The sequence below is a fragment of the Ruminococcus sp. RTP21358st1_G6_RTP21358_211008 genome (genome assembly GCF_040908885.1).
GTDB classification, from domain to species: domain Bacteria; phylum Bacillota; class Clostridia; order Lachnospirales; family Lachnospiraceae; genus Blautia_A; species Blautia_A faecis.
Map to the genome: position 1 here is coordinate 26497 of NZ_JBDGDM010000036.1, position 18891 is coordinate 45387.

General features: G+C 42.5%; 18 protein-coding genes and 2 pseudogenes. 15 read left to right on the top strand and 5 right to left on the bottom strand.

All coding sequences use genetic code 11. The annotated features are described in order from the left end of the window. From AB5Z12_RS14155 to AB5Z12_RS14175, 5 genes are all read left to right on the top strand, one after another. Positions 1–759, top strand: a complete 759-nt coding sequence (locus tag AB5Z12_RS14155) for an ABC transporter ATP-binding protein (protein WP_118578209.1) — start codon at positions 1–3, stop codon at positions 757–759. A gap of 13 nt (positions 760–772) precedes the next feature. Then, entirely contained in the window at positions 773–1483 is a 711-nt protein-coding gene (locus tag AB5Z12_RS14160; RefSeq protein ID WP_118578210.1) for an ABC transporter ATP-binding protein, read from the top strand. A 218-nt stretch (positions 1484–1701) separates the two neighbouring features. Continuing rightward, positions 1702–2319, top strand: coding sequence for an AAA family ATPase (locus tag AB5Z12_RS14165; RefSeq protein ID WP_118578211.1), 618 nt, complete (start codon positions 1702–1704; stop codon positions 2317–2319). A gap of 275 nt (positions 2320–2594) precedes the next feature. Continuing rightward, positions 2595–3407 (top strand): polysaccharide deacetylase family protein, encoded by an 813-nt coding sequence (locus AB5Z12_RS14170; RefSeq protein ID WP_368356766.1) that lies wholly within the window; start codon positions 2595–2597, stop codon positions 3405–3407. A gap of 287 nt (positions 3408–3694) precedes the next feature. Then, on the top strand, positions 3695–5017 hold the full coding sequence (locus AB5Z12_RS14175; RefSeq protein ID WP_173734854.1) for a replication-associated recombination protein A: 1323 nt from the start codon (positions 3695–3697) through the stop codon (positions 5015–5017). Between the two features lie 127 nt (positions 5018–5144). On the opposite strand, the gene AB5Z12_RS14180 is transcribed toward AB5Z12_RS14175, so the two are convergent. Together AB5Z12_RS14180 and AB5Z12_RS14185 are read right to left on the bottom strand one after the other, a co-directional pair. Beyond that, positions 5145–5657 (bottom strand): DUF4364 family protein, encoded by a 513-nt coding sequence (locus AB5Z12_RS14180; protein ID WP_148461144.1) that lies wholly within the window; start codon positions 5655–5657, stop codon positions 5145–5147. Positions 5658–5825: 168 nt separating this feature from the next. Beyond that, positions 5826–5876: pseudogene (locus tag AB5Z12_RS14185) on the bottom strand (hypothetical protein); the annotation flags it as partial. Here AB5Z12_RS14185 and AB5Z12_RS14190 point away from each other — a divergent pair. Continuing rightward, positions 5853–5960: pseudogene (locus AB5Z12_RS14190) on the top strand (DUF6783 domain-containing protein); the annotation flags it as partial. The pseudogenes AB5Z12_RS14185 and AB5Z12_RS14190 sit on opposite strands and share 24 nt — an antisense overlap. Here AB5Z12_RS14190 and AB5Z12_RS14195 read toward each other — a convergent pair. Then, positions 5933–6865, bottom strand: coding sequence for a TIGR01212 family radical SAM protein (locus tag AB5Z12_RS14195; protein WP_179988325.1), 933 nt, complete (start codon positions 6863–6865; stop codon positions 5933–5935). The pseudogene AB5Z12_RS14190 and the gene AB5Z12_RS14195 sit on opposite strands and share 28 nt — an antisense overlap. Then, a complete protein-coding gene (locus AB5Z12_RS14200) occupies positions 6862–7557 on the bottom strand; it encodes a YesL family protein (RefSeq protein WP_118578213.1) in 696 nt (231 codons plus the stop codon). Before AB5Z12_RS14200 ends, AB5Z12_RS14195 begins: the two co-directional genes overlap by 4 nt. A gap of 227 nt (positions 7558–7784) precedes the next feature. On the opposite strand from AB5Z12_RS14200, the gene AB5Z12_RS14205 reads away from it, so the two are divergent. Next, entirely contained in the window at positions 7785–8111 is a 327-nt protein-coding gene (locus AB5Z12_RS14205; protein WP_118578214.1) for a YerC/YecD family TrpR-related protein, read from the top strand. Positions 8112–8203: 92 nt separating this feature from the next. Here the strand turns inward: AB5Z12_RS14205 and AB5Z12_RS14210 are convergent, their stop codons facing one another. Then, the gene (locus AB5Z12_RS14210; RefSeq protein WP_118578215.1) at positions 8204–8830 is read right to left on the bottom strand and encodes a DUF1836 domain-containing protein; all 627 of its coding nucleotides are present in this window, start codon (positions 8828–8830) and stop codon (positions 8204–8206) included. Between the two features lie 204 nt (positions 8831–9034). Between AB5Z12_RS14210 and AB5Z12_RS14215 the strand changes: the two genes are divergently transcribed. The 8 genes from AB5Z12_RS14215 (at position 9035) to AB5Z12_RS14250 (ending at position 18570) form a co-directional block, all read left to right on the top strand. After that, a complete protein-coding gene (locus AB5Z12_RS14215; RefSeq protein ID WP_118578216.1) occupies positions 9035–9223 on the top strand; it encodes a DUF6783 domain-containing protein in 189 nt (62 codons plus the stop codon). Continuing rightward, a complete protein-coding gene (gene pcrA, locus AB5Z12_RS14220) occupies positions 9224–11455 on the top strand; it encodes a DNA helicase PcrA (protein ID WP_118578217.1) in 2232 nt (743 codons plus the stop codon). A 115-nt stretch (positions 11456–11570) separates the two neighbouring features. Then, a complete protein-coding gene (locus AB5Z12_RS14225; protein ID WP_173716615.1) occupies positions 11571–11801 on the top strand; it encodes a hypothetical protein in 231 nt (76 codons plus the stop codon). A 389-nt stretch (positions 11802–12190) separates the two neighbouring features. Then, the gene (gene rlmD, locus AB5Z12_RS14230; RefSeq protein WP_368356767.1) at positions 12191–13555 is read left to right on the top strand and encodes a 23S rRNA (uracil(1939)-C(5))-methyltransferase RlmD; all 1365 of its coding nucleotides are present in this window, start codon (positions 12191–12193) and stop codon (positions 13553–13555) included. 256 nt (positions 13556–13811) lie between these two features. Further along, on the top strand, positions 13812–14582 hold the full coding sequence (locus AB5Z12_RS14235; protein ID WP_148461148.1) for a hypothetical protein: 771 nt from the start codon (positions 13812–13814) through the stop codon (positions 14580–14582). Positions 14583–14596: 14 nt separating this feature from the next. Next, positions 14597–16390, top strand: a complete 1794-nt coding sequence (locus AB5Z12_RS14240) for a DUF262 domain-containing protein (RefSeq protein WP_368356768.1) — start codon at positions 14597–14599, stop codon at positions 16388–16390. A gap of 26 nt (positions 16391–16416) precedes the next feature. Then, positions 16417–17460 (top strand): virulence RhuM family protein, encoded by a 1044-nt coding sequence (locus AB5Z12_RS14245; protein WP_148461150.1) that lies wholly within the window; start codon positions 16417–16419, stop codon positions 17458–17460. 669 nt (positions 17461–18129) lie between these two features. Further along, positions 18130–18570 (top strand): GNAT family N-acetyltransferase, encoded by a 441-nt coding sequence (locus AB5Z12_RS14250; protein WP_148461151.1) that lies wholly within the window; start codon positions 18130–18132, stop codon positions 18568–18570. Positions 18571–18891 lie beyond the last annotated feature (321 nt).

Genomic DNA, 18891 nt, shown 5'->3' on the forward strand with positions numbered 1-18891 from the left:
ATGGCAATGTTAGAGGTAAATAATCTTTCCATACAGTTTGGCGGCCTTCATGCTGTAGATAATTTTCAACTGAAAATCGAAAAAGGCGAGCTTTATGGTCTGATCGGACCAAACGGTGCCGGAAAAACAACCGTATTTAATCTTCTTACAGGTGTTTATAAGCCAACAGAGGGAATTATCAAGCTGGATGGTCAGGATATCACCGGAAAAAGTATTATCGATATTAATAAAGCAGGAATCGCACGAACATTCCAGAATATTCGACTCTTTAAAGATATGACCGTACTGGACAATGTAAAGGCTGGTCTGCATAATCATTATAAATATTCTACTTTAACCGGAATCTTAAGACTTCCCAAGTATTTTAAAGTAGAAAAAGAGATGAACGCGCGTGCTATGGAGATCCTGAAGGTGTTTAATCTGGATCAGGAGGCTGGTCTTCTTGCGGGAAACCTTCCTTATGGTAAACAGCGTAAGCTGGAAATTGCCAGAGCGCTTGCCACAGATCCCAAGCTTCTTCTTCTGGATGAGCCGGCCGCCGGTATGAACCCAAATGAGACACAGGAGCTGATGGATACCATTCGGTTTGTAAGAGATCATTTTAATATGACGATCCTTCTGATTGAGCACGATATGAAGCTGGTTGGCGGTATCTGTGAGGAACTGACTGTATTAAACTTCGGACAGGTTCTTTGTCAGGGTGAGACAGCAAAGGTTCTGAAAGATCCTGCTGTTGTTACTGCATATCTGGGCGAATAAGGAGGAAAAAGAAATGGCAATGTTGGAAGTAAAAGATTTACACGTATATTATGGTGTAATCCAGGCATTAAAAGGAATCTCCTTTGAGGTAAACCAGGGCGAGGTCATTGCTTTGATCGGTGCCAATGGTGCAGGAAAAACCACTACACTGCAGACACTTACAGGTCTTCTTTCAGCAAAAGAAGGTTCCGTTGTTTTTGAAGGAAAAGATATTACCAGGGTTCCGGCCCATAAGATTGTTGAAATGGGAATTGCACATGTTCCGGAGGGACGTCGTGTTTTTTCAGATTTAAGTGTATATGAGAACCTGATCATGGGTGCTTATACGAGAAAAGATAAAGCTGAGATCCAGGAAAGCCTTGCAGGAGTCTATAAAAGGTTTCCGCGTCTGGAAGAGCGTAAAGGACAGCGTGCCGGTACACTTTCTGGTGGTGAGCAGCAGATGCTTGCCATGGGTCGTGCCCTTATGAGTAAACCCAGACTGATCGTAATGGATGAGCCATCCATGGGACTTTCCCCAATCTTTGTAAATGAGATCTTCGATATTATCCGTGTGGTAAGTGAAAGTGGTACCACGGTACTTCTTGTAGAGCAGAATGCGAAGAAAGCCCTCTCTATCGCAGATCGTGCATACGTTCTTGAGACTGGTAAGATCACAATGAGTGGAAATGCAAGCGACCTGCTGAACGATGAAGCGGTACAGAAGGCTTATCTGGGTGAATAAAATTTGTAGATCTGACAGCTGATAGGCGACATGTCCGTTTTGTGAACAAAGTTCACAGAACTTTCGGGAATCTGGTGCATCACGAAGCGGTTACTGGACAGGTCGTGAACAGTAAGGTCTTTGGGAAAATAATCTGGTCAGGTGATTTTTGTTGTTGTCGGAAAGAATGGAAAAAACAACGCTTTAGGAAGCTGGCCAGTGTAATAAGGAGGAGAGAAATGGACAATTTCGTAATTACAATTGCAAGACAGTACGGAAGCGGTGGACGTACCGTTGGTGAAATGCTTGCGAAGAAATTAGGGATTGGATATTACGACAAGGATATTATCCGCATGGCATCTGAGGACAGTGGAATTCATGAAACTCTTTTTGGAAGAGTAGATGAGTATTCCAGCGCAAAAAAACCGCTTTTCGGGAAGAATGGAATTTACAGCGGTGAGCTGATCTCGCCTCAGAGTAAGGATTTCACCTCTGATGAGAACCTGTTTAATTATCAGGCAAAGATCATCCGTGAACTGGCTGGGAAGGAATCCTGCGTGATCATCGGAAGATGCTCCAACTATATTTTGAAGGATTATCCAAATGTGCTTCGTGTATTTATCCACGCTGATTGGGATTTCCGAATGGAAAAGGCTGCTGAGAAGCTGAGCATGAGCCAGAAAGAGATCGAAAAATTCCTTCAGAAGGATGACAAACGTAAGGATGAGTATTACCGCAGATTTACAGGTGAGGAATGGAAGGATGCCACTCAGTATGACCTGTGTCTGGATAGCAGCAAGCTTGGATATGAGAAATGTATCGAAGAAATTGAAAATCAGCTGAAGCTGCTGAAATAATAACAGGCTGTGTCACATAGCGGCATATGATGTGAAAACAAAAGGAAGAGCACTGGTGATTTTGAAAGAGATTGCCAGTGCTTTTTAATGTAACAGGAAATTCCGTTTGGATTTCCTGTTACATTAAAAGCCCTACCGGGCAGGATCGCACTGCGGCGGAAAGGTAGTTGTCGCTCGAGGTGACCAGCCGCAGGCGGAGAATCCTGCAAGCAGGATTCTTTTTTACATTTCATAAACATATATTATCAGGAAAGACAGATGTCAGGCGGCGGGATATGAAGGAAAAAAGACATCTGGTGATGTGGGTAGAAGTTATAGCGTTGGCGGTGCTGCTGGCAAGGCTGGAAACTGTGAGAATCCGGGAGAATGCAAAAGAAGTGCAGGAATATACCTGTGCCGGGCGGGAACAGGAAGGTGCGCAGAAGGGGAACGGAAAAAGAGAGGAAAAAACTGTCAGTGACAAAGTGATAGGGGCTAGGAATAGAAGGTCAGAAAAGAAGCTGGAAGATACTTTGGAAAAGAATGTGACGGAAAAGAAAAAAGCAGCTCTGACTTTTGATGACGGTCCTAACAGTAAATATACGCCGCTGCTTCTGAAAGGGCTGAAGGAGAGAGGGGTTCATGCTACTTTTTTTCTCATGGGGAAGAATATTAAGGGAAAAGAGGCCTTGGTGAAGCAAATACAGGAGGAAGGTCATCTGATCGGGAATCATACATACAATCATGTACAGCTGGATAAGATTTCAAAGGAGGCAGCAAAAGAAGAAATTGAGACGACCAACCAGAAAATCTTTGAAATCACAGGTGTGTACCCGGCATGGTTAAGACCGCCCTATGGGGAGTGGCGAAAAAATCTGGATTTTTATGTGGAGATGTTTCCTGTACTCTGGGATGTGGATACTTTGGACTGGAAGAGTAAAAATGTAGATTCGATTATGAAAATTGTGCGGTCGGAAGTGTCAGACGGGGCAGTGATCTTGATGCATGATGCTTACCAAAGCTCAGTAGATGCAGCGCTTCAGATTGTGGATCTTCTGATGGCAGAAGAATATGAATTCGTGACTGTAGAGGAGCTGATATTGCCGTAAAAGATCGTTAAAGATGTTCATTGGTAATGTGTTACTGTTCACTCCGTTCACAGTAACGCGCTTCGCGATGCACAGAAATCATGCATTCGCATGATTTCGCGCCGCAATTCTCGGATTTTCTGTGAACTTTGTTCACAAAAAACGCCTCGCGGAACGTTACCAGTGAACAGTAATGTAATGCTCCGCGAACAGTTAAAAAATAGCTTTATAAACTTGCCTAAATGAGAAATATAGATTATAATTAGAACAAATGTACGGAAAATTACTTTTGAATTGGAGAGAAATACATGGATTTATTTGAATATGCGAAATCCAGGACAATGGAGAATGAATCCCCACTTGCCTCACGTCTTCGCCCTACGAAACTGGAGGAAGTAGTGGGACAGCAGCACATTGTGGGAAAAGATAAATTACTTTACAGAGCCATCAAGGCAGATAAGCTGACTTCCGTTATTTTTTACGGTCCTCCAGGAACCGGAAAGACCACCTTGGCTAAAGTCATCGCCAATACTACTAGCGCAGACTTTACCCAGATCAATGCCACCGTAGCAGGCAAGAAAGATATGGAAGAAGTGGTAAAACAGGCTCAGAATGCCCTTGGAATGTATGGGCGAAAGACGATTTTGTTTATTGATGAGATTCATCGCTTTAATAAAGGACAGCAGGATTATCTTTTGCCTTTTGTGGAGGACGGAACCATTATCCTTATTGGGGCCACCACAGAGAATCCCTATTTTGAGGTAAACGGTGCGCTCCTTTCACGTTCTATTGTATTTGAGTTGAAGGCGCTGGAGATTCCGGAGATTAAAGAACTGCTCCTACGGGCAGTGAACGATAAGGAAAAGGGCATGGGAAGCTATAATGCGGTTCTGGATGAAGATGCCCTGGAGTTTCTGGCAGATATGGCAGGGGGAGATGCCAGAAGCGCTCTGAATGCCATAGAGCTTGGCATTCTTACTACGCCAAGAGCTTCAGACGGTAAGATTCATATTACTCTGGATGTGGCTTCTGAGTGTATCCAGAAGCGCGTGGTGCGCTATGATAAAGATGGAGATAACCATTATGATATTATTTCTGCATTTATCAAGAGTATGCGCGGCTCCGATCCGGATGCTGCAGTTTATTATCTGGCGAAGATGCTGTATGCAGGTGAAGATGTGAAATTCATTGCAAGACGTATGATGATCCTTGCTTCTGAAGATATTGGAAATGCAGATCCCCAGGCCCTGGTAGTGGCAACAGCAGCAGCCCAGGCAGTTGAGCGGGTGGGAATGCCGGAATCCCAGATCATTCTTTCCCAGGCTGCCGCATATATGGCGTGTGCACCTAAGAGCAATGCTGCGGTGAATGCTATTTTTGCAGCAATGGACAGTGTGAAGCGTACTAGGACGACTGTGCCGGTTCATCTTCAGGATGCCCATTATGGAGGGCATGAGAAGCTTGGACATGGAATGGGCTACAAGTATGCCCACGATTATCCAAATCATTATGTAAAGCAGCAGTATCTGCCAGATGAGATTCGTGGAGAGAAATTCTATGAGCTGTCAGATATGGGATATGAGAAGAAACTAAAGGAACACATGAAATTTATAAAAGACCATGCAGATTGAAGGAATGATTTTTCGAACACGGTTTGGAATAAATATTGAGTAATTATCAGCAAGTGCTGTTTTGCGAAGCGTGCAGCTGTGAAGGTACTGAACAATTACAATATCTGAAATAAAAAGTGGAGGAGCTTTATAAAAGCCCCTCCATTATTTTTGCATAAATTTCTTCATATTTCTTGGGCCACTGCCTGCACATGGCCTTTGCAGCGGAAAGAGATGGCGCTGCAAGAGAAAGATCGATCACAGAAGCACCCTTCTGCAAAAGCTGAAGGTGAACCACATATTCTCCCTGATTATTAATGTAATAATCGGCTTGAGCTTTCACCTGATTCTTTGTAGAGGCACCTCTGGCTGCAAGGTACTGGAGCACTTCAGTACGGATGTCCTGGGAAATATCATTCTCGAAATAGGTGAGCGTGTTTTTTCCATCTTCAGTAAGATAATAGTAGGAAGTATTGGAAATGGTACGCTTCTCAATCAGCTCTGTTTCCTCAAGCTCGGAAAGGGCCTGTTGCAAATGGAAATAATTTGTGTACTCGTGGTCCAGAATAAATTCTGAAATTTCTGAATTAGTGATGGGGGACGAAGAATTCCGAAGCATATATAGGATGATCAGTTTGTAAACAGTAAATGGTGTAGCCATTTTCCAGCCTCCCTTCTGGTGAAATATTGCATAAGTTCTAAATTCGAGTGTGTTTGAAAAAGCTTTCTGCAAGATGTGTATTACACTTTGCGGGAGATTGCGGGAATAATATTTCAAACAGACTCTGGAGCGTGTTTGAAAAATCATTCCCGCAATCTGCACGCCCCACTTTGCGGGAGATTTTGCCCTCTTTCAGTCGGCGTAGCCCGCTACGCCTCCCTCAATCGGACAAAATCTCCCACAAATTGTGACGCACATCTTGCAGAAAGCCTTTTTCAAACACGCTCTAATGCTTTGCCCTGAAAACTCTGACGCTCTTTCAAACGGTGGTGGAGCAGATTCAGCACTTCTCTTTTTCTGCTGGCCCATAGAGGGGCGATCAGCAGATCTTTCGGCCCATCGCCGGTAACCCGGTGGATCACAATGGATGGATCCAGATGTTCCAGGCAGTCTGCTACAAGGTCAATATATTCGGTGCGTTCCAGCACTTTAAATTTCCCGGCAAGATAATCATATGCAAGGTCAGTGCCTTTCAGAACGTGGAGCAGCTGAAGCTTGATTCCCTGAATATCCCGGGCATTTAAATAATCCATAGTAGCCAGCATATCTTCCCTGGATTCGCCGGGAAGCCCGAGAATGGTATGAACTACTACTTCCAGACCAGCTGTGCGGAGTCTCTTAAGGGAGTCTTCAAAGCAGGATAGAGGGTAACCTCGCCTGATATAAGCTGCGGTAGATTCATGAATGGTTTGAAGTCCCAGTTCTACCCAGACTGGTTTAACCATGTTTAGCCGGGAAAGAAGTTCTACTACATCGTCCTCCAGGCAATCCGGCCTTGTACCAATAGAAAGTGCCACAATCCCCGGATGGGAAATAGCTTCCTGAAAAATTTTTTCCAGATAAGGCACAGGAGCATAAGTATTGGTGTAAGCCTGAAAATAGGCGATGTATTCGTGAATAGGTCTTTTGGCGGAAAGCATGGCAATTTGGCTGTCTATCTGTTCATGGATAGAGAGGGCTGCACTGGCGGCAAAATCACCGCTGCCACCTTCGCTGCAGAAGATGCAGCCGCCGTGTCCTATTGTACCATCGCGGTTGGGACAGCTCATGCCGCCGTTTAAGGTGACTTTATAAACCTTTTCCCCGAAGCGCTCCTTTAGCATATAGTCAAGGGAGTGATAGGGCTTTCCATTCCAGCTGGTGATCATAAATTCTTATTGTCGGAATCAAGACTGTGGTCTACTACACTGTCAGGATTCGGCTCAGAGGTTTCTTCCGGAATATATTTGTCAAAAATTTTCACAAAGAAATGGGAATTGATGTATGCAATTCCGGAAAATCCAATGAGCACCAGCAGCAGGATGACCATGGACTGTACCTGGGCACTTGGAATAAAAAATACAAGAACCGGGGCAGCAGTGACAAGGATCATAAGTGCTGTATATGGAAGATGGCGGATGGACATCAAAAATGCGTTGGTAAAAGTATTCTTGATGGTATTGTAAAATTTCGCAAGAACCGGGTAGATGTACAGGAAGATCATCAGGTAAACGACCAGGATCATCATAAATAATACCATAAGAACCTTACCGATGGTGCCAGGTGTGCTGCGGCAGATGCTAATGTCAAAGTACAGCAAAAGGGCAGCCGCAAGCATGATCAGATTGATCACAATACCCTGTTTCAGATTCTGTTTAAAGGATTTAAAAAATCCGCGGACGATATAAGACTCTTCATTACGAACCATTTTCAAAGTGACGTAGAACATGGCGGCAATGGAAGGTCCAATGGTCACCACCGGAATGCAGCAGACAATGCAAAGCAGATTCAGAATGATAAGATCTGCCACCCTGCTCATGAAGGTGAAAAATTTGTTATCCATGTTGAAAAAACGATCCATTCAAAAATTCCTCTTTTCTATTTTGTATATAGCATTAATGAGCTTATCACATAGTATAACGAATCTGTGAAAAAAAAGCAATTTGAAAATAAAAAAGAACATAAAAACTATATAATCTTCACAAAAATATTTATAGAAAGTCCTTGCTTATCACACGTCAGAGTGTTAAAATAGTAATCATTGAAAAGAGAATAATAAACATTAAATATAGAAAAAGGAGTAGCGAAATGAGTAAAAATATCAGAACTGAGGCAGTTGACCATCTTTTTGAGGCCATACTTTGTCTGAAGGATAAGGAAGAGTGCTACACTTTCTTTGAGGATGTGTGTACCATTAACGAACTTCTTTCTTTATCTCAGAGATTTGAAGTGGCCAAGATGTTGATGGATAAGAGAACTTACCTTGACATTTCTGAGAAGACCGGTGCTTCCACAGCCACGATCAGCCGTGTAAACCGTTCTCTGAATTATGGCAATGACGGTTATGATATGGTATTTAAGAGAATGGAAGAGAAAAAAGAGCAGAACCGTTCTCTGGATCAGAAGGACGAATAAGCGTCAGAGGATCTGAATCCGAAATAGAATAAAATATACGAAAGAAAACCCGCGAAATTGTGCTATGAGATAATTTCGCGGGTTTTGTACTGTTATTTGTCTTTATTCTTCTTATGTTTGTCCCTGGGCTCAGATGGGGAAATGTCATCGATCATTTTCTCAATGATCATCTTCTTAATGTAGACATCAAAGCTCATGAGACAGATAAAACTGAATCGCTTCAGAAATTCCTGATCTTCCTCATCTGCATCCTGGAAAGTGGCGCTGGAGAAACGGTAATCCTTCAGAAGATTCTTGATCAACTGGTCAATCTTGCGGTTCTCCATTCCAAAAACTTCATTATATACATAGGTCATGTCCTTGCCTGGCTCACCTTTAAAGTATTTCGCTGTGATGGGACCGAGAAGCTTCTGGATGTCTGTGATGGACAGAATATTCTTAAAATAATAAATGAAGATCAGCATGAGCAGATGATCTTTGGAATAGCGCTTCTTCTCAGGGGAAGGGAGCAGGTTATTCTTGGCGTAGTTATTGATCATGGTCTTTGTCAGGATCTTGTCATCATCGTGACGCTTTGTGGACGCAAGCTGATCCTCCATAAACGTGGTGACCTGATCCATGTACAGGTCGATGTTTGGAAGATCTTCTGGTTTTATATAATCCATTCCGGAAATGTGCTCCAGAATGCTCTTTAATATGGATTTATCATCAGCTGTCATTTTTATCACCTCTGCTCCTTATTATATAGTTTTTAAAACTACTTGTAAACTGTTTTTTTCAGATCTTGTGAAAAACAGAAAAAAACCAGAACTTTGTTTACAAAAAACACCTCACGGAATGTTACTGGTAAACAGTAAAAACCCGAATCTATGTTTGGATTTTCTGCACGTTCGGGGTTGTGGGAGATAAGGATTTCATGTATAATGAGATTTAACTATTTGAAAAATCATTCCCGCAATCTGCATGCCCCATTTGACGGTATATTTCGTCCGAATTCAGTTGTCGCAGTCCGCTGTGACGCCCTCATCAGGGCGGAAGCTCCTACAAATTGTGGCGCACATCCTGCAGAAAGCTTTTTTCAAACATGCGTTAGCGAAAAAAGGAGAACATAAATGAGCATATATGATACATTAAATCCCCCTCAGCGCGAGGCGGTAGCACAGACAGAGGGACCAGTCCTGATCCTGGCGGGAGCTGGTTCCGGCAAGACAAGAGTGCTGACACACAGGATTGCCTATCTGATGGATGAAAAGGGAGTAAATCCGTGGAATATTCTGGCTATTACTTTTACCAATAAGGCTGCTCAGGAGATGAGAGAGCGTGTGGATAAGCTGGTGGGCTTTGGTTCTGAGAGTATCTGGGTGTCTACTTTCCACTCAGCCTGCGTAAGAATCCTTCGGAGACATATTGATAATCTGGGATATGACACGAATTTTACAATCTATGATACAGATGACCAGAAGTCTCTTATGAAAGATGTGTGCAGGAAGATGAACATTGACACCAAGATTTATAAAGAGCGTTCCCTTCTTGCCCAGATTTCCCATGCCAAGGACGAGCTGCTTACACCAGATGATATGGAGATGAAAGCTGCCGGAGATTACAATATGAAGAAAGTGGCTTCTGTTTACCGTGAATACCAGGCTGCTCTTCGCAAGAATAATGCACTGGACTTTGATGATCTGATCGTAAAGACGGTGGAGCTTTTTGAAAAATGCGGTGCAGTGCTAGAGTACTATCAGGAGCGGTTTAAATACATTATGGTGGATGAGTATCAGGATACCAATACTGCACAGTTTAAGTTTATCAGTCTTCTGGCCCAGCGGTATCAGAATCTTTGTGTGGTAGGTGATGATGACCAGTCCATTTATAAATTCCGTGGGGCTAATATTGGAAATATTCTTGGATTTGAGCATGTTTTTCCAGATGCCAGGGTAATCCGTCTGGAGCAGAACTACCGCTCTACAAGGAATATCCTGAATGCAGCGAACCAGGTGATCGCGAATAATACAGAACGTAAGGCAAAAACCCTGTGGACAGAGAACGAAGAAGGCAGCAAGGTGCATTTTCGCCAGTTTTTGAATGCTTATGAGGAAGCAGAGTATGTGGCAGGGGAAATCGGCAAGTTAAAAAGAAACGGTCTTGGGAACTACCGTGATTGCGCTATTCTTTATCGTACCAATGCCCAGTCCCGTATTTTCGAGGAGAAATTTATTGCAGCCAATATTCCATATAAACTGGTAGGAGGCGTTAATTTCTATGCACGTAAGGAAATCAAGGATCTTCTCTGTTATCTGAAAACGATTAATAATGCCAGAGATGATCTTGCTGTGCAGAGAATCATAAATGTGCCAAAGCGTGGAATCGGTGCAACGACACTTGGACGTGTTCAGGATTATGCGGACAATATGGGAATCAGTCTGTATGAGGCATTGCGCGTGGCTGAAGAGGTTCCTTCTATTGGAAGAAGCTTGTCAAAGATCGATGGCTTTGTAACTTTTATACAGATGCTGAAAAGCAAGGCAGATGTGATGACTGTGGAGGAAATCCTGCAGGAGGTAATTGATTCCACAGGTTATGTGGCAGAGCTGGAAGCTGAGGATACAGAAGAATCGAGAGCAAGAATTGAGAATATTGATGAGTTGATTTCCAAGACTGTAGCTTATCAGGAGGCTATGGAGGAGCAGAATCAGTCGGCTACGCTTTCAGGCTTTCTGGAAGAGGTGGCTCTGGTAGCAGATATTGATACTGTAGATCCGGATCAGGATTATGTGCTCCTTATGACTTTACATAGTGCCAAGGGTCTGGAGTTTCCGAAGGTGTTTATGGTAGGAATGGAAGACGGCATTTTCCCTAGTCATATGACCATCAGCTATGGCGATGACGGGGAGATGGAAGAAGAGAGAAGACTTTGTTACGTGGGAATTACCCGTGCAATGAAAGACCTTACTTTGACTTGCGCCCAGCAGAGGATGATCCGTGGAGAGACTCAGTATAACAGGGTTTCCAGGTTTGTGAGAGAGATTCCAAGAGAACTGGTAGATCTGGGACACACTATTCAGGAGAAGAAGCCGAAAGTGGAGGAACTAATCCCAACACCGGCGAAATACTCCAAGATGAAAGAGATTCTCCAGGGCAGAAATTATAAGCCAAGAGAATTTAAAGTAACAAAAGCTAATTCGCTGGATTATGAGGTGGGAGATACGGTACGCCATATTAAATTTGGCGTTGGAATTGTGAAGGAAATCGTGGAAGGCGGCCGTGATTATGAGGTTACAGTAGAGTTTGATAAGGTTGGTGTGAAGAAGATGTTCGCAAGCTTTGCCAAGCTGAAGAAAATTTGATTGGAAATTGGGTTTGGAAAAATTTAAAATTAATATATTAACTATGGTAAAATAATTGCAAAAGTGGTATAATAAATAAACCTAATGAGTACTTTGAAAGAGAGGATGGTATCACATGAACATTAAAATGGATAAGCTCGAGGAATTATTATCATTACTTAAGAAAAAAGAAGATGAGAAGCAGAAGAATACAGTCCTCTGGGTACTGGCTATCATTGGCGCTGTAGCTGCTGTTGCAGGAATTGCATTTGCAGTATATCGCTTCTTCGCACCGGATTATCTTGAAGACTTCGAGGAAGATTTTGATGATGATTATGACGATTATTTCGAGGATGAGGAGAAATAAGTAAGGCGTTTAGCGGATATCCACGGTCGTCCACAATTTTTGGAATACAAATCTGGTTTGGATGTGGATAATTTCGGGGATTTTTTATAAGTGAGTGCATATTAAATGAAAAGGTATACGGGCATATAGCAGTTATGCTCCCCCGTATACCTTATTTTTGATTTAAGGTAACTGTTCAGTATCTTCATAGTAATACGCTTCGCGCTGCACAGAAATCATGCATTCGCATGATTTCGCGCCGCAATTTTCGGGTTTTCTGTGAACTTTGTTCACAAAAAACACCTCGCGGAACGTTACCAGTGAACAGTAATCTATTGGCGACAGTATTATATATAAAAGACAGCTGCGGAATAGTTACGATCTATATACAATTATTTTATGGAGGATTTATGAAAAAAGGAGAGATTTACGAAGGAATTATCGAGAAAGTTGATTTCCCTAACAAGGGATATGTGAACATAGATGGAGAAAAAGTAATTGTAAAAAATGGAATTCCAGGTCAGAAAGTTCGCTTTATGATCAATAAGAAGCGTTCGGGCAGGGCAGAAGGCAGGCTTTTGGAGATTCTGGAGAATTCTACCCTTGAGGTAAGAGAGCCTGTATGTAAGATTTTTCCAGCATGCGGTGGCTGCATGTACCAGACAATGTCCTACGAAGAACAGTTAAAAATGAAGGAAACTCAGGTGAAAGGACTTCTCCAGGAGGCAGTAGGTATTGGTACAGACCTTCACTGGGAAGGAATCCACGGAAGTCCTATTGAATTTGGTTACCGTAATAAGATGGAATTTTCCTTTGGAGATGAATATAAAGATGGTCCTCTTTCTCTTGGTTTGCACAAGAAAGGCAGCACTTACGACGTACTGACAGCGTCTGACTGCAAGCTGGTGCATCCGGATATGACGGCGATCCTTTCCAGTGTGCTGGACTTTTTTACAGAGCTTGGGGCTGTGCATTATAAGAAAATGCAGCATACTGGTTATCTGCGCCACTTGCTTCTGCGCCGTGGTGTGACCTCTGGTGAAATTCTGGTACATGTGATCACCACAAACCAGGCAGAGTACGACTATGCGCCGCTGGTATCAAGGCTTCTGGCTCTTCCGCTGGAGGGAAAAATCGTGGGAATTATGCACATTATCAATGATTCTCTGTCTGATGTGGTGCAGAGCGATGAAACCAGATTACTTTATGGACAGGATTACTTCTATGAAACGTTGCTGGGTCTGCGGTTTAAGATTAGTACATTTTCCTTCTTCCAGCCAAACTCACTGGCAGCCGAAGTATTGTACTCCATTGTGCGTGATTACATTGGTGACACCAAGGATAAAGAAGTATTTGACCTCTACAGCGGTACTGGAACTATTGCCCAGCTTCTTGCTTCTGTTGCGAAAGAGGTTATCGGCGTGGAAATTGTTGAGGAAGCTGTGGAAGCCGCAAAAGTAAATGCCGCCTTAAATGGTCTCACCAATTGCCGTTTCATCGCAGGTGACGTCCTGAAAGTCCTGGACGATCTTACTGAAAAACCAGATATGATCATTCTGGATCCCCCTCGCGATGGAATCCACCCCAAAGCGCTGCCGAAGATCCTGGCATATGGAGTAGAAAACATCGTCTATATCTCCTGCAAACCAACAAGTCTTGCAAGAGATTTACCAGCATTTCTGGCAGCTGGTTATGAGGTTCAGCGCAGCTGTAGCGTGGATCAGTTTTGCGAGACGGTGCACGTGGAGACGGTAGTCTTGATGTCAAGAAAATAAAATCAAGTGCCAGAAAGCGGCGTATTTCCGGGCTTTTTCGGAAGTTGGGAATAGAAGCCTAACTCCTGAAAAAGCTCGGTTGTTTTATATGGAAACATATCTACCGCGAAATCTGTGTCAGGTTGTAACCTCGGATTAGATGTCAGGCATTTGGGGATGATTTTGGGAAAATGAAAACGGATGACAACCAATCCGGCAATTCGACCATTTGGGGTGTTTGTAGGCAGTGGATTAGATGGCAAGGAGGAATGAATGAGTGGCAGATATTAAATACCTGTTGAAATTTGGAAAGAGAGAACATTTGGAAAGTCTAGTAAGTGGAAATATATATTGTTCAAATGCAATTACTTTCTGGGGGATTGAAGATAAACTGAAAATCAAAGGACAAGGAGATATTCTTGAAGCTGGTACTAGAATGTTTGCTCAAAAAATGATAATGCAGCATCCAGATACCAAAGAGGTAATTGCAAAATGTGGAAAAGCAAATGGCTTGGTGAGAATAGAACCAGCAGAGAAAATGCCAGTTTTTTGTATGTTTGCTGTTTATGAAGACGATTGCAAAGTCGATATTACTGGAGCTTCAATCATCAATCTTTCAGATGATAAAAAACAGACTATTAGGGAACACTTCCCTAATGCTGATGCTGTTGCAGTAATTCCGAATCCTGAGGAATTTATTGAAGATGTTAAAAGAAGTATCGGTACTGAGATTAAGGCTGAAAAAGTCAATTATTTTCATATAGATAAAGGTTACGAAACCACCGATGGTGAAATAGCTATGGACATGGAGTATATGAAATATTTGATGCAAGATGCATCTCCAGAAAAAGTAGACGGAGGAATAAGATATACTTTTTATGCGGATTATGCATTTAGAGTTTTATTCTGCAAAGATGTATTTTTTGAGCAAGAACAGGAGTATAGAATAGTTCTCCCAAATGAGACTATAGAGGCTGGAAAGAGTTATCCCGTGCGGCTTTCAAAAGATTACGAAATAATTGATTTACATACTTTCTTTGATAATTAGAGGAGGGCGTAAACATGCCAACAACGATAGAAGTAAATAAACAAAGCGTGGAAGCGCTCCTGGGTAGCGGAAAATCAAAACCGTTTGTCATTCCTGAGTACCAGCGACCATATGCTTGGACGGATGAACAGGTAGAAACACTTTTTGAGGATTTATGGGATTTTACTGCTACAAGTGGCGGTACAGAAAGAGAGAGTTCCTACTTCCTCGGAAGTGTGGTTTCCTACGAAAATGAAGATGGTGAGCAGGAAATAATTGATGGACAGCAGCGTATTACGTCTTTGTTTCTGCTGCTACGTGCAATTTATACGAAGCTTGTTGCTACGCCTGCATCAGAGAGAACGGCAGAGGCCAATAACTTTATTGGAAAGATTGAGCCTACTATCTGGAGAACCAATAAACTTACTGGAACGGTGGATTTCAAAAATATCCTTTTGACCTCACGTGTTGTGAATAACGAAGGAAATGAAATTCTGCGATCAATCTTGGAAACCGGAAAAGCGGATGAGGATGCGAAAGATAACTATTCAAAGAATTATCGCCATTTTCAAGAGTTGTTTGATAAGCATTCCACAGAGAATCCATTGATGGTATATCAGTTTATCTATGCGCTCTTGAACCAGGCTATTCTGCTTCCTATCACAGCAGACACCCAGGATACTGCGTTGACTATTTTCTCAACGTTAAATGATAGAGGTCTTCCTCTGTCGGACGCAGATATTTTTAAGGCAAAGATTTACAACCAGCTTGCGCCGGATGATAAGAAGGCATTTATCGACCGCTGGAAAGATTTAGATGAGCAGTCTACAGATGCTAATGAAAGCATCCAGCAGCTGTTCTACTACAATATGTTTTATTATCGAGCACTGGATAAGGATACGAAGACGACTACTCCTGGTGTCAGGAAGTATTATGCGGCTAATAAGTTTGAACGCTTGTATAAGCCTGAATTGTTGGATACTCTTTTTGTTATCCTGAATCTGTGGAAGGTTGTAAACAAAGGAGAGGAACTTGAAGATGAAGCCTGGTCCAAGAATATTAAAATTAGGCAGACACTGGATATTCTGACTTCATATCCGAACGAGTACTGGAAATACCCGGTTGTTATTTACTATGTTTGCTACAGGAATGAAGAAAATTTTGAAACACGATTTGCTCGGTTCTTGAATAAGCTGCTCATGGAGCTGATGACAAAATACTTGATGATACCGACAATCAATGCTGTAAAGCCGGATATTCTGAAGCTGAATTCTGCAATTGTAGCATCGGATATGCCTACGTTTGAATTTAAGACTATCGATATGACACAGCTGGAGCCATATATCCAGAATCCGAATCGTAATGTAGTGCGTATGCTTCTGAAGACGCTTGCGTATGAACATCAGGATGATTTGCTTCCGGCTAAGTGGGAGATAGAGCATATCTTTCCACAGAAGTGGCAGACGAATTATTTTCCGGATGAGCCAGACGCAACCATCAAAGAGAAAATTGAGCATATAGGCAATAAGCTCCCATTCGAAAAGAAGCTGAACATTGTCGCTGGTAATGGATATTTTGGCAAGAAGAAAAAAGAGTACATAGCTTCCAAAATTGTAATTACTAAGGCAATGGGAACCTCTGATGTAATGGATTGGAACCTGGAATCCATCACGAAACGTGATATTCGTGTATCTGATGAGGTTGTCAAAATCATGAACAGATGGAATAACGAATATTTAAACACTCCGGTCAGCGAGGGTAAGGCGGGCGAACCATCTGAGGAAGAATTAGCTCAAATTGAGAAATTTAAAAAGAATGGCTGGATCTAGTGATATGTAGAAGGGAGGCATTCTATTTGGCAAAGAAAAAAGATGAAATAACCATCCGTTCCAGCGCAGCAGAGTACCTGACCTATGTTGCCTCTGTAGGTGATCAACAGGACAGCATAGAGATGCGCTATGAGGATGAGAATATATGGCTGACACAGAAGATGATGGCCACATTGTATGATGTTGGTTCACCAACGATAAATGAACATATTAAAAAAATATATGCGGATAGTGAATTGGAAGAGGCCGCAACTATTCGGAATTTCCGAATAGTTCAAACCGAAGGTTCTCGCCAGGTCACACGCGATACCAAGCACTATAGCCTTCAAATGATCATTGCCGTAGGCTTCAAGGTCAATTCCGAGCGTGCGGTACAGTTCCGAAAATGGGTAAACCAGATCGCAAAGGACTACACCATCAAAGGCTGGGTCATGGATGATGAGCGGCTGAAGCGCGGAACGTATCTGACAGAAAAGTATTTCGATGAGCAGCTAGAGCGCATCCGAGAGATCCGTGCCAGCGAAAGAAAATTCTATCAGAAGATCACTGACCTGTATGCGACAGCCATTGACTATGATAAAAATGCTGCAACAACGAGAAGATTCTATGCGACTGTTCAGAATAAAATGCATTATGCCGTTCATGGACATACGGCGGCGGAGATGATCGTGGAAAGAGCGGATCACACAAAAGAGCACATGGGATTAACCACCTGGGCAGATGCTCCTGACGGAAAGATTAAGAAAAGCGATGTCACGGTTGCTAAAAATTATCTGAGTCAGGATGAAATGAAGCAGCTGAATCGTATGGTGACGGCATACCTGGATTTTGCGGAAAACATGACCTTACGACATATTCCGCTTACGATGCAGGACTGGGAAAAGAGGCTCAACAGCTTCATTGAAATGTTTGATTATGGCATTTTACAGGATGCGGGTAAGGTGTCCGCAGAAATTGCAAAGCTTCATGCTGAGACAGAATTTGAAAAATATCGCGTGATCCAGGACAGTTTATTCATGTCCGACTTTGATAGGTATATGCTGGAGTTGGAAGAAAGCGCAAAGAAATAAGGATCAGATATCAGGTCGAGACGGTGAAATCAGGCAACTCAACTCCCTGCGAGTGTATGGCAAATCCGTGGTTTGAACGGATGGATTGTGTAGAAGTTAAGCGGCCTTCACTGTCTCAACGGTCGAGACAGTGGCAGGTGGCAGCAGTGTAAACTTGCCTTGCATTGTATAGGTAGAAAAGGCCTTATACCGACTTGTTCCCATAGACTTCAATGGTTAAGACCGAGCATAAGGTGCTGTGGGAGCTTGCTCACAAAGGCACCATTATGCGATGGGCTGTATGCGGCGAATGCCGCGGATAAGCGTAGGAAGCTTTGCTTCCGTAGCGCATCCGGCGTGGCGTAGACAAATTAAAAAACATAGATTCCGAGCTTTTTCGGAGGTTTGGATTTGAAGCCAGACTTTTGAAAAAGCTCGGTTTTCTTATATGGAAACATATCCGCTGCAAAATGTGTGTCAGGTTGTAACCCCGGATTAGATGTCACGATTTGAGACAGTGGATTAGATATGTGGAGAATTGTTTAAATCGGAAGTTGATGGAATGGCCTGGTAGAGATGGTTTCAGCGATGGGGGACGTATCTAACCGAGGCGAAATAATCCCTGCGGAATAAAAGAGGAAGGCAGAGATGCTGATGAATTTCAGTTTATTACAAAAAGGAGAATTAGTCATGATAAGACGAGCAATAGATAGAGATGCATCGAGAATTGCTGAGATATCAGTATTCTCCAAGCGGATGAACTATAGAGAAATTTTTCACGATGATATGGTTTCATTTGGTGAAATACAAGTTTATCCGTTGGCAAAAGAATACATCGAGCACCCAGAGATACTTAAGGAATTTTATGTATATGAAGATGATTTTGTTAAGGGGTTCATTCATATTCAGGGAACGCAAGTCTTGGAATTGTATGTAGATACGTTTTTCGTGGATCAGGGAATCGGAGGTAAATTATTAGATTTTGCCGTAAGTAGGAATTGTAATTCACTATGGGTTCTTGAGAAGAATACAAAAGCGCAGCACTTTTATTTGCGACACGGTTTTACTCCAAGTGGAGTAAGGCAATTGGAAGAGGGAACAGAACAATTTATCATTGAAATGATACGTTGAAGTAAGTAGGTTATTCTAGAAGTTAACTGTACCAAAAACATACAATGGAGAAGCTGTAATCCATTGATATGTTTCCACAAACTGATGAGACGTTGGACATATTTTCGCAAACCAACGAGTAAAAAAGAGAGCAGTTCAGACGTCTCAACGCATGTTGAGACGGTAGTCTTGATGTCAAGAAAATAAAATCAAGTGCCAGAAAGCGGCGTATTTCCGGGCTTTTTCGGAAGTTGGGAATAGAAGCTGATATGATACCTCTAAAGTAGACAGATTAAATATAAAAATCTGTTACTTTGGAGGTATTTTTCATGCCAAAATCAA

What these genes read in the sequence shown, in the direction of transcription:
- AB5Z12_RS14250 (WP_148461151.1), top strand. Translation starts at nt 18,130, where the DNA reads ATGATAAGACGAGCAATAGATAGAGATGCATCGAGAATTGCTGAGATA.
- AB5Z12_RS14225 (WP_173716615.1), top strand. Translation starts at nt 11,571, where the DNA reads ATGAACATTAAAATGGATAAGCTCGAGGAATTATTATCATTACTTAAG.
- AB5Z12_RS14170 (WP_368356766.1), top strand. Translation starts at nt 2,595, where the DNA reads ATGAAGGAAAAAAGACATCTGGTGATGTGGGTAGAAGTTATAGCGTTG.
- AB5Z12_RS14160 (WP_118578210.1), top strand. Translation starts at nt 773, where the DNA reads ATGGCAATGTTGGAAGTAAAAGATTTACACGTATATTATGGTGTAATC.
- AB5Z12_RS14155 (WP_118578209.1), top strand. Translation starts at nt 1, where the DNA reads ATGGCAATGTTAGAGGTAAATAATCTTTCCATACAGTTTGGCGGCCTT.
- AB5Z12_RS14200 (WP_118578213.1), bottom strand. Translation starts at nt 7,557, where the DNA reads ATGGATCGTTTTTTCAACATGGATAACAAATTTTTCACCTTCATGAGC.
- AB5Z12_RS14240 (WP_368356768.1), top strand. Translation starts at nt 14,597, where the DNA reads ATGCCAACAACGATAGAAGTAAATAAACAAAGCGTGGAAGCGCTCCTG.
- AB5Z12_RS14210 (WP_118578215.1), bottom strand. Translation starts at nt 8,830, where the DNA reads ATGACAGCTGATGATAAATCCATATTAAAGAGCATTCTGGAGCACATT.
- AB5Z12_RS14180 (WP_148461144.1), bottom strand. Translation starts at nt 5,657, where the DNA reads ATGGCTACACCATTTACTGTTTACAAACTGATCATCCTATATATGCTT.
- AB5Z12_RS14205 (WP_118578214.1), top strand. Translation starts at nt 7,785, where the DNA reads ATGAGTAAAAATATCAGAACTGAGGCAGTTGACCATCTTTTTGAGGCC.
- AB5Z12_RS14165 (WP_118578211.1), top strand. Translation starts at nt 1,702, where the DNA reads ATGGACAATTTCGTAATTACAATTGCAAGACAGTACGGAAGCGGTGGA.
- pcrA (WP_118578217.1), top strand. Translation starts at nt 9,224, where the DNA reads ATGAGCATATATGATACATTAAATCCCCCTCAGCGCGAGGCGGTAGCA.
- AB5Z12_RS14195 (WP_179988325.1), bottom strand. Translation starts at nt 6,865, where the DNA reads ATGATCACCAGCTGGAATGGAAAGCCCTATCACTCCCTTGACTATATG.
- AB5Z12_RS14175 (WP_173734854.1), top strand. Translation starts at nt 3,695, where the DNA reads ATGGATTTATTTGAATATGCGAAATCCAGGACAATGGAGAATGAATCC.
- rlmD (WP_368356767.1), top strand. Translation starts at nt 12,191, where the DNA reads ATGAAAAAAGGAGAGATTTACGAAGGAATTATCGAGAAAGTTGATTTC.
- AB5Z12_RS14215 (WP_118578216.1), top strand. Translation starts at nt 9,035, where the DNA reads ATGAGATTTAACTATTTGAAAAATCATTCCCGCAATCTGCATGCCCCA.